The organism is Klebsiella sp. HC6 (assembly GCF_022605325.1).
Lineage (GTDB): Bacteria > Pseudomonadota > Gammaproteobacteria > Enterobacterales > Enterobacteriaceae > Klebsiella > Klebsiella terrigena.
In genome coordinates this window covers 2,149,146-2,164,402 of the sequence record NZ_CP093276.1, presented here as the reverse complement: position 1 = coordinate 2,164,402, position 15,257 = coordinate 2,149,146, and the positions used below count along the sequence as shown (strand labels likewise).

The 15,257-nt window shown below is 58.9% G+C and carries 11 protein-coding genes; 6 read left to right on the top strand and 5 right to left on the bottom strand.

Annotation, left to right across the window (positions count from 1 at the left end):
- The first annotated feature begins 1 nt into the window (after position 1).
- On the top strand, positions 2-784 hold the full coding sequence (otnI, locus tag MMW58_RS10520; protein ID WP_133598681.1) for a 2-oxo-tetronate isomerase: 783 nt from the start codon (positions 2-4) through the stop codon (positions 782-784).
- A gap of 91 nt (positions 785-875) precedes the next feature.
- On the opposite strand, the gene MMW58_RS10515 is transcribed toward otnI, so the two are convergent.
- Positions 876-1,976, bottom strand: a complete 1,101-nt coding sequence (locus MMW58_RS10515; protein ID WP_241723309.1) for an aldo/keto reductase — start codon at positions 1,974-1,976, stop codon at positions 876-878.
- Positions 1,977-2,080: 104 nt separating this feature from the next.
- Here MMW58_RS10515 and MMW58_RS10510 point away from each other — a divergent pair, with 104 nt between their 5' ends.
- On the top strand, positions 2,081-2,998 hold the full coding sequence (locus MMW58_RS10510) for a LysR family transcriptional regulator (RefSeq protein ID WP_241723308.1): 918 nt from the start codon (positions 2,081-2,083) through the stop codon (positions 2,996-2,998).
- A 32-nt stretch (positions 2,999-3,030) separates the two neighbouring features.
- On the opposite strand, the gene MMW58_RS10505 is transcribed toward MMW58_RS10510, so the two are convergent.
- Positions 3,031-5,718 (bottom strand): cation-transporting P-type ATPase, encoded by a 2,688-nt coding sequence (locus MMW58_RS10505; RefSeq protein WP_241723306.1) that lies wholly within the window; start codon positions 5,716-5,718, stop codon positions 3,031-3,033.
- A gap of 50 nt (positions 5,719-5,768) precedes the next feature.
- Positions 5,769-6,200 (bottom strand): universal stress protein, encoded by a 432-nt coding sequence (locus tag MMW58_RS10500; RefSeq protein WP_045859401.1) that lies wholly within the window; start codon positions 6,198-6,200, stop codon positions 5,769-5,771.
- Positions 6,201-6,732: 532 nt separating this feature from the next.
- On the opposite strand from MMW58_RS10500, the gene MMW58_RS10495 reads away from it, so the two are divergent.
- From MMW58_RS10495 to MMW58_RS10485, 3 genes are read left to right on the top strand one after another with little or no spacing between them, the layout of a single operon-like run.
- A complete protein-coding gene (locus MMW58_RS10495; RefSeq protein WP_159235662.1) occupies positions 6,733-7,818 on the top strand; it encodes an efflux RND transporter periplasmic adaptor subunit in 1,086 nt (361 codons plus the stop codon).
- Positions 7,818-10,880, top strand: a complete 3,063-nt coding sequence (locus MMW58_RS10490; RefSeq protein ID WP_241723304.1) for an efflux RND transporter permease subunit — start codon at positions 7,818-7,820, stop codon at positions 10,878-10,880. Before MMW58_RS10495 ends, MMW58_RS10490 begins: the two co-directional genes overlap by 1 nt.
- The gene (locus MMW58_RS10485) at positions 10,877-11,842 is read left to right on the top strand and encodes an acyltransferase (protein WP_076945592.1); all 966 of its coding nucleotides are present in this window, start codon (positions 10,877-10,879) and stop codon (positions 11,840-11,842) included. Before MMW58_RS10490 ends, MMW58_RS10485 begins: the two co-directional genes overlap by 4 nt.
- A 27-nt stretch (positions 11,843-11,869) precedes the next feature.
- Here MMW58_RS10485 and pagP read toward each other — a convergent pair whose 3' ends face one another.
- On the bottom strand, positions 11,870-12,445 hold the full coding sequence (gene pagP, locus MMW58_RS10480) for a lipid IV(A) palmitoyltransferase PagP (RefSeq protein ID WP_133598693.1): 576 nt from the start codon (positions 12,443-12,445) through the stop codon (positions 11,870-11,872).
- Between the two features lie 226 nt (positions 12,446-12,671).
- Between pagP and MMW58_RS10475 the strand changes: the two genes are divergently transcribed.
- Positions 12,672-13,604, top strand: coding sequence for a nucleoside recognition domain-containing protein (locus MMW58_RS10475; protein ID WP_133598695.1), 933 nt, complete (start codon positions 12,672-12,674; stop codon positions 13,602-13,604).
- On the opposite strand, the gene MMW58_RS10470 is transcribed toward MMW58_RS10475, so the two are convergent.
- Entirely contained in the window at positions 13,596-15,143 is a 1,548-nt protein-coding gene (locus tag MMW58_RS10470; protein WP_241723714.1) for an alpha/beta hydrolase, read from the bottom strand. The genes MMW58_RS10475 and MMW58_RS10470 overlap by 9 nt on opposite strands.
- Positions 15,144-15,257: the final 114 nt, after the last annotated feature.

Below are 15,257 nucleotides of genomic sequence, written 5' to 3'. Positions count from 1 at the left end.
GATGCCGAAATTTGCCGCAAACCTGTCAATGATGTTTACAGAGCTGCCGTTTATCGAACGCTTTGCCGCGGCCTCCGGCGCCGGGTTTGAGGCTGTCGAATTCCTGTTCCCCTATGACTACGATATCAGCGTGCTGCAGGCCGTTTTACGGCGGACGCGATTGAAAGTGGTGCTGTTTAACACCCCCGCGGGCGCTATTGATAAAGGCGAATGGGGGCTCGCGGCCTTGCCCGGCCGGGAAGCCGAAGCGCGACGCGATATCGACCGGGCGCTGACGTATGCGCGGGCGATGAGCTGCCCTGCCGTGCACGTGATGGCCGGCGTCATCCCCGACGATTGCGCGCCATCCGCCTGTATCGATACCTTCATTGAAAACCTGCGCTACGCGGCAGAACGGGCTGCCGGCGATAATATCCAGCTGTTGGTTGAGGCGCTCAGCCCCCAAACGCGCGCGGGCTATCTCTTCTCCAGCCAGTATCAGGCGCTGGATATTGTTAACAGGACCGACCGGCCCAGCGTAAAGCTGCAGCTGGATCTGTTTCATGCGCAGCAGGTGGACGGCAATCTGAGCCATTTGCTCCGCCGCTACGCCGGACAATATGCCCACATCCAGATTGCCTCGGTACCCGATCGGCACGAGCCGGACGAAGGCGAAGTGAACTATCCGTGGCTGTTTGCGCTGCTCGATAGCCTCGGCTACGGCGGCTGGGTGGGATGTGAGTATCAGCCGCGGGCGAGCACGGAAAGCGGCCTCGGCTGGTTGGCGCCCTGGCGCCAGCCCTGAGGCGAGTCGGCTCCTCAGGGCGAATGCTCCACCACGGGCGGCCGGTAGCCAGCAGAGGCTTTTCGAACCCGCATACCGCTCCTCGCTAGCTCTAAGGCCCCTGCCACGGCTCGACGGCGTGCCCACCGAAGATGCGCTCCCGCGGGAGATTAAAAATGAAATAGGGATTCAGCGCCGGAAGCTGCCCGACGGCGTCCAGGCGCGAGAGCTGGTCGGCCGACAGCACGATATCCAGTGAAGCAATATTCTCCTGAAGCTGCTCGACCCTGCTCGCCCCGATCAAAACGGAAGAAACTCCCTGGCGGCGGGCAACCCAGGAGAGCGCGACCTGCGCCATCGGCCTGCCGACTTCGCCGGCAACATCGCGCAGCGTATCGACGATGCGGAAGTTCGCCTCGGTAAAGAGCAGCCCACCAAAGGGATTATCACCATTGAGACGCCCGCTGCTTCCGCCGCTGGACTCTCCTGAACGGTTAGGCAGCTGACCGGCGGGCCCCGCATCGGCAAGCTTCTCCCTTCCGTATTTTCCCGTCAGCAAACCGGCGCCCAGCGGGCTCCAGGCCACCAGCCCCAGGCCGAGAGCGTTACCGGCCGGAAGTATGTCCAGCTCCACGCCGCGATCGATGAGCGAGTATGAATATTGCAGGCCGATAGGCTGCGGCAGCCCCTGCGCGGCGGCCAGCGTGGCGATTTGCGCCACGTACCATGAGGGCGCGTTAGAAAAGCCATAGTAGAGAATATCGCCGCGCCGCACGGCATCGGTTAACGCCCGAAGCACCTCCTGCGCGGGCGTCGTCATATCCCAGACGTGGGTCCAGAAGAGATCAATATAGTCAGTGCCAAGCCGCTTAAGAGAGCCTTCAATGCCGTTGCGGATATTCCGCGCGGAATTACCGCCGGCGAGAGGCGTATCCTGGCGTCGCGGGAAGCCGGATTTGGTCGATATCACCATCTTTTCCCGATTGCCGCTGCTGGCCAGAAAACGGCCCAGCATTATTTCGCTATTTCCGCCGGCATACACATCTGCCGTGTCCACGAAATTTCCTCCGGCGGCGGCGTAAGCGTCAAAAATGGCCCGAGCTCCGGTTTCGTCAACGCCCCAGCGGCCAGCGCCAAACGTCATCGTGCCGAGCGCCAGCGGGCTCACCGCGAGCCCGGAACGGCCGAGCGTGCGGTAGCGGGTCATATCCATGATATTCTCTCCTCAATATGCCAATTAAAAAGTCACAGTATGAGGGGGAAAGCCGGCAGGACTAGCCCCCCGACGTGACAAAGCCTTATGAAAGGAGTGCAGCAATGAAGCGCGGTGACCTTGACGATCTGGCGGCGTTCGCCGCCGTGGCGAGAACCGGCAGCTTCACTCGCGCCGGCGCAGAGTTAGGTTTATCCCCCTCGGCGCTCAGCCACGCGATGCGCGCACTGGAACAGCGGCTTGGCGTAGTCCTGCTTGCCCGAACCACCCGCTCGGTGGCGCCCACCGCCGCCGGGAGGCAGCTGTTGCAGACTCTGGAACCCGCTCTGGCGAGCCTGGCTGAGGGGCTGGAAACGCTGGCTCACGGGCGAGACACCCCTTCAGGCCTGATTCGCCTTAGCGTTTTTCACTACGCCGCGCGCGCCGTTCTCGCCCCTAAGCTCCCCGCATTTTTACTGGAATATCCGCAGATATCGGTGGAGGTCATCGTCGACGATCGCCTCGTCGATATCGTAGCTAACGGTTTCGATGCCGGTATACGCCTCGGTGAAACGGTGGAGCGGGATATGGTTGCGGTGCGCATTGAGCCGGATATCCGCGCCCTGGTGGTCGGAACGCCGGGATATTTTGCGCGACATGCGCAACCCAAGTCGCCGCAGGATCTGGAAGAGCATATTTGTGTTAACTACCGCCTTGTTAGCACGGGGAAAATAATGCCATGGGTATTTAAGAATCAGGGGGGCGAAATAAAGCCCCGGATTAAAGGTCAGCTGATCGTTAACGATGGCGTTCTGGCCTCCGCCACCGTAAGAGCGGGAGCAGGATTAGGGATGCTTTTAGAACACGAAGTGGCGGAGGAGCTGGCGAGCGGCAGGCTTATTTCCGTCCTCGACGAATGGTGCCCCCGCATTCCCGGCTGTCATCTCTACTACCCGAACCGCCGGGTCAGCCCGGCGCTACGGATGCTCATCGATACGCTACGTTGGAAGGGGGCGACCGAACGGCCTGCCCCCTTAAGTTGAAAGGTTCGTTTTTTAACCCTGCTCGCCGGCCGTCAGGACGTACGCCATTTCCGGGTTAACGGTTTTTCGATTTCGACAATCAGGAACATCACAAATCCGATGATGAAGGTGATCACCCAGTAGCGGAACGGCAGCGCGGCGGTACCAAACAGCATCTGCATAAACGGCGCGTAGATGATCAGCAGCTGCAGCACCAGCAGAACGCCGCTGACGATCCAGATGCCTCTGTTGGCCAGTAATCCTTTGCTCAGAGAAAAGCCGTCGGCGACGCGACAGTTGAGCATATAGAACCACTGGGCGGTGACCAGCGTTTGCAGCAGGACGGTACGAATGAACTCCGGCGAGTAGCCGCGCGGCTGGAGCCAGGCTTCCAGCACGAAGGCGCTCACGGCGATCATCGAGCCCACGAAAATGACCCGCCAGATAGCGAAACCGTCCATAACGTGTAGCTTAGGATCGCGCGGCGGGCGCTTCATGATGTTCTTCTCGCCGGCCTCAAACGCCAGGCCAAACGACAGCGTGGCCGAGGTCGCCATGTTCATCCACAGGATCAGCACCGGAGTCAGCGGAATTAAATTCCCCGCCAGCAGGGCAATAATAATCAACAGCCCCTGCGCCAGGTTAGTCGGCATAATAAAGAGGATGGTTTTCTTCAGGTTATCGTATACCCGCCGCCCTTCCCTGACCGCGCTGGCGATGGTGGCGAAGTTATCATCGGTAAGCACCATATCGGCCGCTTCCTTGGTCACTTCGGTACCCTTGATGCCCATGGCGATCCCAACGTCGGCCTGCTTCAGCGCCGGGGCATCGTTCACCCCGTCGCCGGTCATCCCGACCACCTCTTTTTTACTCTGCAGCGCCTGCACCAGGCGGAATTTATCCTCCGGGCTGGTACGGGCGAAAATATCAAACTTCTGCGCGGCTTCGCTGAGCTGCTGGTCGTCCATTACCTCCAGCTCGCGCCCGGTAATGGCGGTGCCGGCGTTGCCGATGCCCAGCATTTGCCCAATGCTCATCGCCGTTTGCGGGTGATCGCCGGTGATCATCTTCACGCGGATCCCCGCCTGCAGGCAGTCGCCGATCGCCGTAATGGCTTCCGGACGCGGCGGATCCATCATCCCGGCAATGCCGAGGAGAATCACCCCCTGCTGCAAATCCTGGTGGGTCAGCTCGGTCTGTCCGCTGGCCGCAGGCTTCCACGCCGCCGCCACCATGCGCAGCCCTTCCCGCGCGTACTCTTCAATTTTTGCCTCCCAGTACGGCTGATCGAGCGGCTGCAGGCCGCTATCGGTCTGCTGCTGCTGGCAGAGTCGGAACAGCACGTCCGGGGCGCCGGTAATTAAAATCATCTCCTCGTCGCCGATGCGGTAGAGCGTCGACATATATTTATACTGCGAGTCGAAAGGAATTTTGCTGCGCAGCTCGGTTGCCACCGCCGGCAACGCCACCTTCGCCGCCAGCACCTTCAGCGCCCCTTCCGTCGGGCCGCCGGTAATTTTCCATAACCCGCTTTCATCCTTGATGAGCTGGCTGTCGTTACATAAATCAATGGTCCGCAGATAGCGCTCGAGCAGCGTACCCGGCGCCACCACCACCGGCCCGGAATCATCTACCGGATGGATATTACCGACCGGCTCATAGCTATCCCCTTCGACCCGGTAAATAGTGTCCGCGGTAATGACGGCTTTGACCGTCATTTCGTTCATGGTCAGCGTCCCGGTTTTATCCGAGCAAATGACGGTCATCGCGCCCAGGGTCTCAACGGTCGGCAGCTTGCGGATAATCGCCTTCTGCCGGGCCATGGTCTGCACGCCCAGAGAGAGAATAATCGAGATGATCGCCGGCAGCCCTTCCGGCACCGACGCCACCGCAAGGCTAATCAGCGAGAGCATCAGCTCCGAAACCGGCATATCGCGGAACAGCAGGCTGAAGACAAACAGCGCGGCCATCATCGCCAGAATAATGATAAAAATGGCTTTCCCGAGCTTGTCCATCTGCACCAGCAGCGGCGTGCGGTGCTTTTCAATATCCGCCATCATCTGGTTGATATGGCCCAGCTCGGTATCCCCGCCGGTCGCCACCACCAGGCCTTTACCGCCGCCGGAGCTCACCGTGGTCCCCGAGAACAGCAGGTTCGTGCGGTCGCCGAGGGGAAGTTCACCGCTCAGCGCCTCGGTGCTTTTCTCAACCACCGTCGACTCGCCGGTGAGTATCGCCTCTTCCACGCGCAGGTTGTGGGCTTCAATAACCCGCAGATCGGCAGGAATGCGGTCGCCCGCGCGGATCACCACGATATCGCCGGGCACCAGCGCGGTGGTCGGAATTGTTTCATGGTTCCCCTGGCGGATCACCACCGCTTCGCTGGACAGCATATTGCGAATGCTCTGCAGCGATTTTTCCGCATTACTTTCCTGAATATGCCCGATCAGAGCATTGATCACTGCGACGCCGAGGATCACCAGGGTATCGACCCAGTGGCCCATGACCGCGGTCAGCAGCGCCGCTGCCAGCAGGACGTAAATCAGAACATCGTTGAAATGGGCCAGGAAGCGCAGCCACGCGGGTTTACCCGCCTTTTGCGGTAACGCATTCTCGCCGTACTGCTGGAGTCGCGATGCCGCTTCTGCGCTGCTAATACCTTCGGGGGAGCTGTTGGTGCTGGACAGGGTTTCATCGACGGAGAGCTTGTAGAACGGGCCGCCCGGTTTGTCTGTACTCATAGTTATCTCCTCACTCCTGTAACGGAAATCAGAACAGCATCAGGCCGCCCTTAACGCACAACGAATACCGGAACGTGAGCATAACGAACGATACTGGCCGCCTCAGAACCCAGCAAATGGGTCTGAATATTGGGGTTGCGTGAGCCAACGATCACCACATCCGCCTGCAGCTCGTCGGCCAGCTTCGTCACTTCGTCACGAACGTTGCCGCTGCGAACGTGAATCTCAACGTCACCTTCCGCCAGACCCGACTTTTTGACGAGCTCAGCAAGTTTTTCCTGAGAATTTTTAACAAGATAGTCTTCCATTTTTCGCGCATCGGAAATAAATCCGCGCGTCAGCGCCGGGGAAAATAGAGGATTTACGTGCACCAGGTGAATTTTCCCGGCAGAGCTCTGCGCGAGAAACTGAGCGTGGGATAGCGCCTTGTCGGCAAGGCCAATTTCAAAGACATCAACCGGGACCAGAATATTTTTATACATACAGACAATCCTTTTGTTACCAATAGAATAGATCGCGAATAGCTCCCCAACGAGACGCGTTGAGGAAAAAATCTCAGGAACAAAGCTGGCACAGAAGTCGGTATGATTAAACGTAGCACACGACGGTTAACATGATTAAGCCGCCAATTAATATATTGAAAAATATCACGGAGATAGCCCGCCTCAGACAATTCGGCTGAAAACGCCGCTAAACCGTCGACATAAGGGCAATTTTTACTCTTTTTAACCTTTCCGCTTTTCTACGACTATGCTCATTATCAGGGGCCCTGGCGCTTCTGAAAACCACCCAGTAATTAGGTAGATAAGAATCTACTTACAATATAACCAGTACCAAAGGAGGAACGATGTTTGGCTATAGTCTGTTTCGCCTGAGCCTGTTTATCGCCCTGGCAATAATTGCCTGTACGGCTACAGGATTATTCACCTATTTCGTCGTCTCTGCCCTGGCTGAATAAGTCCGACGTTTGTAACTAATATGTAAAACAAATCTCTTAGCTCTGCGGGGAATACAGTGAACCGTTATTTTTCTCTCATTCCTGTTGTTATTTTAATAACAACAGCTTGCGACCAGAAAGCGCCGCAGGTTACGCCGCTGCCGCGGATGGTGAAAGCCGCTGAGGTGACCGCGGTAGGTGATTCACAGCAGCGCGTTTTCCCCGCACGCATCGAATCCGGGGACTCCACGGAGCTCTCTTTTAAACGCGGCGGCCAGGTAGAGTCGCTCGAGGTTCGGCAAGGCGCGAACGTTGCGCAAGGGCAGGTCCTCGCCCGCCTCAACGCGCGCGAAGCCCAGCAGCGCGTCAATGAACGACAAACCGCCGCCACGCTCGCCCAGCGGCAGTTCGATCGCTTCCAGACCCTCGCCGGCCGCCAGGCTATTTCAAAAGCGGAAATGGACGTTCAGCGCGCCAGCCGCGACTCGGCTAACGCCGCGCTGAAAATTGCCCGCGAAGAGCTCGGCCAGATGACGCTCAACGCGCCCTTTAGCGGGGTGGCGGCCAGCGTCCCGGTCCGCAATCATCAGGTGGTGGCCGCCGGGCAGACCGTGGTGACCCTGACGCGTACCGATCTGCTCGACGTGGTCTTTAGCATCCCGGAAAACCTGTTTAGCGCCTTTGATATTCGCAACGCCCAGTATCGGCCGATCGTCAGAATCAACTCCCTGCCGGACCGCCAGTTCACCGCGCAGTACAAAGAGCATTCCGGCAGCAGCGACAATAGCACCCTCACCTGGCAGGTGATTTTGACCATGCCACGCCCGGCCGATTTCCCGACGGTCGGCGGCGTCAGCGGCACCGTGACGGTTAACCTGGCAAACCTCCCCGCCAACGCCGGCCGCGAGGCGCTGGTGGTGCCGGTTGAGGCGGTCTTCAATCCCGATAGTCACCAGCGCAACGAGCCGCACGTGTGGGTGATTAAAGGCGATGGCGAGCAGCTGCATCTTGAGGATCGCAAAGTGAGCGTCGGGCAGGTGACAACCCAGGGGGTGGTCATTACCGACGGGCTCAGCGCCGGCGAGCGCGTAGTGGCAGCCGGCGTAAGCGAACTGCATGCGCAGCAGCCGGTTCGAATCTGGACGCGTGAACGAGGCCTTTAATGGATATCTCCCGCCAGTTTATTAATAATCCCGTTCGCGTCTGGCTCACCATTCTGCTGCTGGGCGTGGGCGGTATTTTCGCCCTGCTCAATATCGGCCGCCTGGAAGATCCGGCGTTTACGATTAAAACCGCCGTGGTCATTACCCACTATCCTGGCGCCTCGGCCCAGCAGGTTGAGGAGGAGGTCACCCTGCCGCTGGAAAATGCCCTGCAGCAGCTGCCCTACCTCGATAACGTCAGCTCCATCTCCTCCAACGGGCTGTCGCAGATTACCGTAAACATCGCCTCGAACTATCACTCCAGCGAGCTGCCGCAGATATGGGACGAGCTGCGGCGCCGGGTGGGAGACGCGGCCCGGCTCTTCCCGCCCGGCGTGGTTGCCCCCTTCGTAAACGATGATTTCGGCGACGTGTTTGGCTTCTTCTTTGCCATTTCCGGCGACAGTTTTACCAATCCGGAGCTGGTCCGCTATGCCGAGCAGCTGCGCCGGGAGCTGGTGCTGGTACCCGGCGTCGGCAAGGTCGCCATCGGCGGGGCGATCCCGCAGCAAATCAATATTGATATCTCGCTGCCCAAAATGGCGGCCCGCGGCATTACGCTGAACCAGCTTTCCGCCATTCTCAGCCGCCTGAACGTCGTTTCCAGCGCCGGGGAGATCAAATCCGGCAGCGAGTCCATTCGCCTGCATCCGACCGGGGAATTTGACAATCTCGACGAGCTGGGCGATCTGCCCATCAACCCCCACGGTACCGGGGCAACGACCCGGCTGCGGGATATTGCCACCCTCTCGCGCGGGCTGAGCGAATCGCCCTCCAGCATCTACCACGCCAACGGTCGCCAGGCGGTGACGATGGGGGTTTCGTTCATCCCCGGCGTCAACGTCATCGACGTTGGCCACGCGCTGGAGGCGCGGCTTGAGCAAATGTCGGCGGAAAAGCCCGCCGGGATAAAAATCGATCTGTTCTACGATCAGGCGGCCGAAGTCGGCCACTCGGTTAGCGGCTTTATCACCAACTTCCTGATGGCGCTGGCCATTGTCGTCGGCGTGCTGCTGATCTTCATGGGCGTGCGCAGCGGCATTATTATCGCGTTCTCGCTGGCGCTTAACGTGCTGGGTACGCTGCTGATTATGTATCTGTGGGGCATTGAGCTGCAGCGGATTTCGCTGGGGGCGCTGATTATCGCCCTCAGCATGCTGGTCGATAACGCCATCGTCATCGTCGAAGGGGTGCTGATTGCCCGCCAGCAGGGATCGACGCTGCTGACCGCCGTTAACTACGTTATCCACCGATCCGCCCTGCCCCTGCTGGGGGCGACCGTGATTGCGATCCTCGCCTTCGCGCCGATCGGCCTGTCGCAGGACTCGACGGGGGAGTACTGTAAATCGCTGTTCCAGGTGCTGTTAATTTCCCTGATGCTCAGCTGGTTCTCGGCGCTCACCATCACCCCGGTGCTGATCAAATGGTGGCTGTTTAAAGGCGCGGCGTCCCCGGCGCCGGCCGCCGAGGCCGACCCCTACCGCGGGCGCTTTTACCGCAGCTATCAGCAGATCCTTAACGCCCTGCTGATGCGCAAAACCATCACCCTCGTGCTGATGGCGGCGCTGCTGGGCGGCGCTATCTGGGGATTCGGTTCGGTGCGGCAGAACTTTTTCCCTTCATCAAACACGCCGATCTTCTTCGTTGACCTGTGGCTGCCCTACGGTACCGATATTGCGGCAACCGAAAAAATGGCCAGCGATATCGAAACGACGATTAACGGCCAGCCCGGGGTCGTCACCACCATCGCTACCGTCGGCCAGGGCAGCATGCGCTTTATCCTCACCTACAGCGGCCAGCGGCAGTACAGCAACTATGCGCAGATTATGGTGCGCATGGACGACCGGCGCAGCATCGACGCCCTCACGCGCCACGTTGACGCCTATATTGCGCGCAACTATCCGCAGGTCAACGCCAGCAGCAAGCGGGTGATGTTCGGTCCGTCCGGCGACAGCGCGATCGAGGTGCGCATCAAAGGCCCCGATCCCGACAGATTACGGCTGATAGCCAGCCAGGTGAGCACCATCCTCTCCGCGGATCCGGCCGCCGGCAGCGTGCGTAACGACTGGCAGAACCGCAGTAAAACCATCCGACCGCAGTACTCGACCACCCTTGGGCGCGAGCTGGGGGTGGATAAACAGGATATCGACAGCGCGCTGCAGATGAACTTCACCGGCAGCCGCGTCGGGCTGTACCGCGAAGGCGCCGATCTGCTGCCGGTGGTGGTCCGTCCGCCGGCCGCCGAACGTCAGGATGCTAACCATCTCAACAACGTGCTGGTGTGGAGCCAAAGCCGGCAGCAGTACATTCCGCTGAGCAACGTGGTCAGCGACTTTACCCTTGAATGGGAAGATCCGTTGATTCTGCGCCGCGACCGCAGCCGCGTACTCACGGTGATGACCGACCCCGACCCTCTGAGCAACCAAACCTCGGGAGATATTCTGGCGCGGGTGCAGCCGCAGATTAACGCGCTTAGCCTGCCGCACGGCTACAGCATTGAGTGGGGAGGCGATGCCGAGAACTCCAGCGAAGCGCAGCAGGGGCTCTTCACTACCCTGCCGCTCGGCTATCTGGTGATGTTTGTCATCACCGTGCTGATGTTCAGCTCGCTGAAAAATGCGGTCGCCATCTGGCTGACCGTACCGCTGGCGCTTATCGGCGTAACCCCGGGCTTTTTAATTACCGGCATACCTTTCGGCTTTATGGCGCTGATCGGTTTACTCAGCCTGAGCGGCATGCTTATCCGCAACGGCATCGTGCTGGTGGAAGAAATTGAACAGCAGAAGCAGGAAAAGCCGCAGCACCAGGCAATTATCTATGCCGCAACCTCGCGCTTACGCCCTATACTGCTCACGGCCTTCACCACCGTGCTCGGGCTGGCGCCGCTGCTGCTGGACGTCTTCTTCCAGAGCATGGCGGTTGTTATCATGTTTGGACTGGGTTTTGCGACCATCCTGACGCTACTGGTTCTGCCGGTTATTTACGCCTGTTTCCACCCTAAGGATATTCAGCAAGCACAATGAACACCACCGGGTTAAATATTATCAAAACGCTGGGATGCATGACGGCGGTAACGTTCTTTACCATCTATAACACCTGGGATCTGTATGATTACGATTATCACTGGATCCTCGGCTTTCTGACGTTTGTCTCGACCATCGCCACCCCGCTGTTTTTTGTGGTGGCGGGCTATCTCGACGCCCAGTCCCGGCACAGCGAGCGCTGGCAGATGGGTAAAATTAAAAGCGTGGTGATCGTCTTCCTTTTCTGGATGACGATTTACTACCTCTTTGAGCCCTACCAGCGCGGCTATCTGATTCAGCCGTGGTTCGTCTTCACCTTTATTGTGATCTATACCTTCCACCCGCTGGTCGAGTGGCTAAGCCTGCGCAGAAGGATCTTTTTTAGCGCGGTGTTTGCCCTGCTGCTGTTCTCCTACGGCTACGATCTGCTGGCGGCACTCTATCCTGACGTTCACGTGCTAAGCCTGGCGCCGCAGTATCGCCTGTGGACCTGGCTGTTGTTCTATTTAACCGGCCAGCTGTTTAACGATCCAATGGTCGTGCGCTGGCTGACTCGCGATAAAGTGGTAAAAGCCGCGATGTGTGCCATACCGTTTATTTATCTTTTCACCTGGTTTTACGAGCGCCATTTCTTTTTCGCCCTGTTTAAGGCCGACAGAAATGCGTTCCTGCTCACCGGTTCGCAAATTTATATTCTGGTGGTGGCGCTGGTTATTGCGGCCAACGGCGTTCGTTTTCGTAAAAACAGCGAGTTTAAAGAGAGTATTCTGGCGGCAATCAGCAAAACGATGACCGGGGTCTATATCCTCCACTACTCCGTTTTTCATCTCCTGAGCTCCCTTATCCCGATCGGTTCGCTGAGCACAAAATTAATGCTGATTGCCCTGACGTTTGTCGCCTCGGTATTGATTTCAATGCTGGTGCTATCAAACCCGGTCGCCAAAAAGGTGATCACCCTTTAAGCCTTGCGGCCCGGCCTGGCGCCGGGTTTAAAAACCATAGCGCAGCCAGGCAAAGAGGACGTTACCGTTATTATAGGTGCCGGGAATATAGGTAAACTGCACGCTAAGCCGCTGATAGCTTGCGGAAAACAGCGGCAGGATAATCGGTAGCGGCACGTAATTAGCGAAATCATCGCGCGCGGTAATTCCGGCGGTCACCCCGAGCCCGAGGCGGAAATCGCGGGCGCTATCCAGATACCAGCCCTTCTCCCAGCCGTAGCCGATGATGGGCTGCCACTCGTTATGCGAATCCTTAAACATCATGGCGTACAGCGAGCTCCAGTCGCCGTCATCGTGGTAGCGAGAGAAGCCGAAGCCGCCGCCCCAGGGCATCTCGTTGTAGCTATCCGTTTTCTCTTTATCGTAGGTTAAGCGGTTGTGCCAGCTGAGAAACGGCAGATACAGGTCATAGTTTTGCGGCTCGTTCCAGGTTTGCGAAACATCATTTTTTAACCAGTCCCACCAGCCGCTGATGCGCTGCTCGCCGTAAACGCCCTTTTCAGCCCGCGCCGCAGAGGCAAAAATAATCAGGGCTGCCAATACTATCAGCCGACAACGTGGCATAGGCTTTTCCTTATAGATAATTTCCACTGGGTATTCATTCTGGGAATAATAACCGCGCTTTGCAAATGTCGTGGCGGCATTTTACCGGTGATACGCGCCCCTTATGATCAGTATATATAACAACCGGCAGGGGCGACTGCCAATAGCGGCAGATCGTATCATTTCGCGGCAGCGGGGATTATCATGATGCTAATTAATGGTTTTGCAGGCGGTGCTCGAAAAATAAATGGATGTCATAAGCATTATTATGTCGGCGGGGAAATCCTCGGTTAACGTCGCGCTTTATACCCTGCTACCCATTATGGTAGTGATGCTGATCATCATGAAGTATCTGGAAGTTCGCGGGGTGCTCGACGTTATCGTCCGCTGGGTGGCGCCGCTGCTCAAGCCGTTTGGTTTAACCGGGATGAGCGCTTTTGCCCTGATTCAGATGAATTTCGTCAGCTTTGCCGCCCCGCTGGCAACCCTGTCGATTATGGATAAACGCGGCGTCTCTGACCGACAGATGGCCGCAACCCTGGCGATGGTCTTTGCCATGGGCCAGGGCAACGTCTTCTATCCCCTCGCCCCCTTCGGCCTGCACTGGATGGCCTCGATAATCATTTCGATTGTTGGCGGGCTGTGCGCGGCTGCGGCAACCTGGTACTTCACCGGCCGCCGGCTGTCGACCGTCGAAAACGCCCGCGCGGAGGCGCTACCCAACGCGGAGCAAACTAGCCAGGGGATCATTTCCGTTATCAACAGCGCCGGCTCCGACGCGATTCGTCTGGCCCTCGGCGCGGTGCCGATGCTGATCCTGTCGCTCACCATCGTCGGGCTGGTGCAGGCTGCCGGCCTGATTGATATGCTGCAGCGCCTGCTGATGCCGCTGCTGCTGTGGCTGCATATCCCGGAAAACTTCGTCCTGCCGGCGCTGGTCAAATGCGTGGCCGGCGGCACGGCCTACTTTGGCGTGATCTCTGAATTGCTTCAGCAGGGCAAGGTCACCGCCAGCCAGATTAACGCCTCCGCCGGGCTGCTGATTCAAACCTTCGATCTGCCGGGAATCGGCATTTTTCTTGGCGTCAGCTCGCGGTTTGTCCGCCTGTTCCGCTTTGTCGCGCCTGGCGCCATGGTTGGCATCGCGGTTCGCACCCTGATGCACGTCTCGCTATTTTGAGGCCTCAACCCGCGCTTCAGGCCGCAGGCAGGCCCGCATATCAGGCTGGAAGCCGCAGCCGATGCGCTGGTCGATGCGCGCCATCATAAACGGGAAGAACGGGTTGGAGGTCACGCGCATCAGCGTATCCAGCCCGACGCTGAGGCTGGAGGTCTCTCCCCGGAGCGAAATCGTACCGATGCTGATGCCGTAACGATTCTTCTCCGTCGGCTCGCGGCCGTACAGGGAGTCGTTCAGCGGGAACGGCACCGCCACGTGCGAAAGCGAATACATATCCTGCGGCCACGCAAGGTTCAGCGGCGTCACCCGCTCCTCTTTTTCTCCTGCCGGCGTGGTGCGTGCCACCGTCTCGTAGGTGGTGGGCGAGGCGTTGGTAATCACCGTGGTGCTATATTGCCGCGGCGCCGGCGGCAGAAGCGCGCTGACCGCAGAGTAGAGCGCGGGACGAAACAGCGCCCGCAGGTTGGCGGCCTGGTTGATATCAAAAATCACCAGCTCGCTGCCGTTTTGCGGCAGGTAGCGATACAGCGAATCAACCACCGCCCGGGTGCTCACCGTGGAGTCCATGACCGACTGGAAGGTCAGCACCGGCGGCAGCGCGGCAAGCCGCCGGCTGCGGGAGGCCTGGACTATCTGCTCCTGCAGCGCCTGGGTTAACAGCCACGACTGCCGGGCCGCCTTCACCGGAAACGAGTTGTACTTGTAAGGATTAAACTCCGGCACCACGTTCAGCCATGCCGCCCGGGCAAAGGCCGGGAACACCGCCGGCAGCCCCGTCAGCCCGGCAAAGCGGGCAAACGCGGTCACCCCGATCATCGGCGACAGCAGGACTATCTGCTGCGGCTCGGGCAGAGCGTTATCATCCAGCGCGTCGAGCGCATACTTCAGCGCCAGCGCGCCGCCGTTGGAGTAGCCGATCACGTGTAGCGGTACCTGCGGCCCGCCCAGCCGCGTCGCTTCGCGCACCGCCAGGCGCGTTGTCGCCATCCACGCCTGCCAGTCAACGGCGGTCAGCGATCCCGGCGCGGTGCCGTGTCCCGGCAGCCTCGGCACCACCGCCACGAACCCCTGCTGCTGATAGGCTTTTGCCAGATAGCGCACGCTGTAGGGCGAGTCCGTCAGCCCGTGCAGCAGCACCGCGGTGCCGCGCGGCTTTCCCTCCGGCAGCAGCACGAAGGAGCGGTTCCAGTTAGGCTGAAACTTCTCCGGGTAGACCTCGCTTTGGGCATAAAAACGGTTGAGCGGCGTTTTTTCATTATCTGGAAGCGCATCCGTCAGCTGAGTTTTCATCTGCTGAAAAATAGCCCCCTCCCGCGCCAGATATCCGGCAAAGGTGGTGCGGTCAATCTCAGCCGCCGACATTTCATCGGCGGACCAGGTATGCCACGAATGCAGCGCAGGCCCGCGCTGGGTTTCATAAATACGTCCGGCAAAAAAAACGCCAATCACGATAAGCAGGCCCACGGCGATTTTTTTCACCAGCGAGGCGACTTTTAAACCAGCTTTATTCAGGTGTCGGGTAAAGCGCATCATTGCCATATTGCTGTCCATTTTCTTTGCCGTATATGACGACCGTTGGCGCATTGGCGCGTTGGTGTTTGTGTGACTAAAGCCTGCGAGACGCTTTTTAAACATAGACTAAACCGAAAGGCT

Excerpts from the sequence above, each read along its gene's own strand:
- otnI (WP_133598681.1), top strand. The coding sequence starts at position 2 with ATGCCGAAATTTGCCGCAAACCTGTCAATGATGTTTACAGAGCTGCCG.
- MMW58_RS10515 (WP_241723309.1), bottom strand. The coding sequence starts at position 1,976 with ATGGATATGACCCGCTACCGCACGCTCGGCCGTTCCGGGCTCGCGGTG.
- MMW58_RS10510 (WP_241723308.1), top strand. The coding sequence starts at position 2,081 with ATGAAGCGCGGTGACCTTGACGATCTGGCGGCGTTCGCCGCCGTGGCG.
- MMW58_RS10505 (WP_241723306.1), bottom strand. The coding sequence starts at position 5,718 with ATGAGTACAGACAAACCGGGCGGCCCGTTCTACAAGCTCTCCGTCGAT.
- MMW58_RS10500 (WP_045859401.1), bottom strand. The coding sequence starts at position 6,200 with ATGTATAAAAATATTCTGGTCCCGGTTGATGTCTTTGAAATTGGCCTT.
- MMW58_RS10490 (WP_241723304.1), top strand. The coding sequence starts at position 7,818 with ATGGATATCTCCCGCCAGTTTATTAATAATCCCGTTCGCGTCTGGCTC.
- MMW58_RS10485 (WP_076945592.1), top strand. The coding sequence starts at position 10,877 with ATGAACACCACCGGGTTAAATATTATCAAAACGCTGGGATGCATGACG.
- pagP (WP_133598693.1), bottom strand. The coding sequence starts at position 12,445 with ATGCCACGTTGTCGGCTGATAGTATTGGCAGCCCTGATTATTTTTGCC.
- MMW58_RS10475 (WP_133598695.1), top strand. The coding sequence starts at position 12,672 with ATGGATGTCATAAGCATTATTATGTCGGCGGGGAAATCCTCGGTTAAC.
- MMW58_RS10470 (WP_241723714.1), bottom strand. The coding sequence starts at position 15,143 with ATGGCAATGATGCGCTTTACCCGACACCTGAATAAAGCTGGTTTAAAA.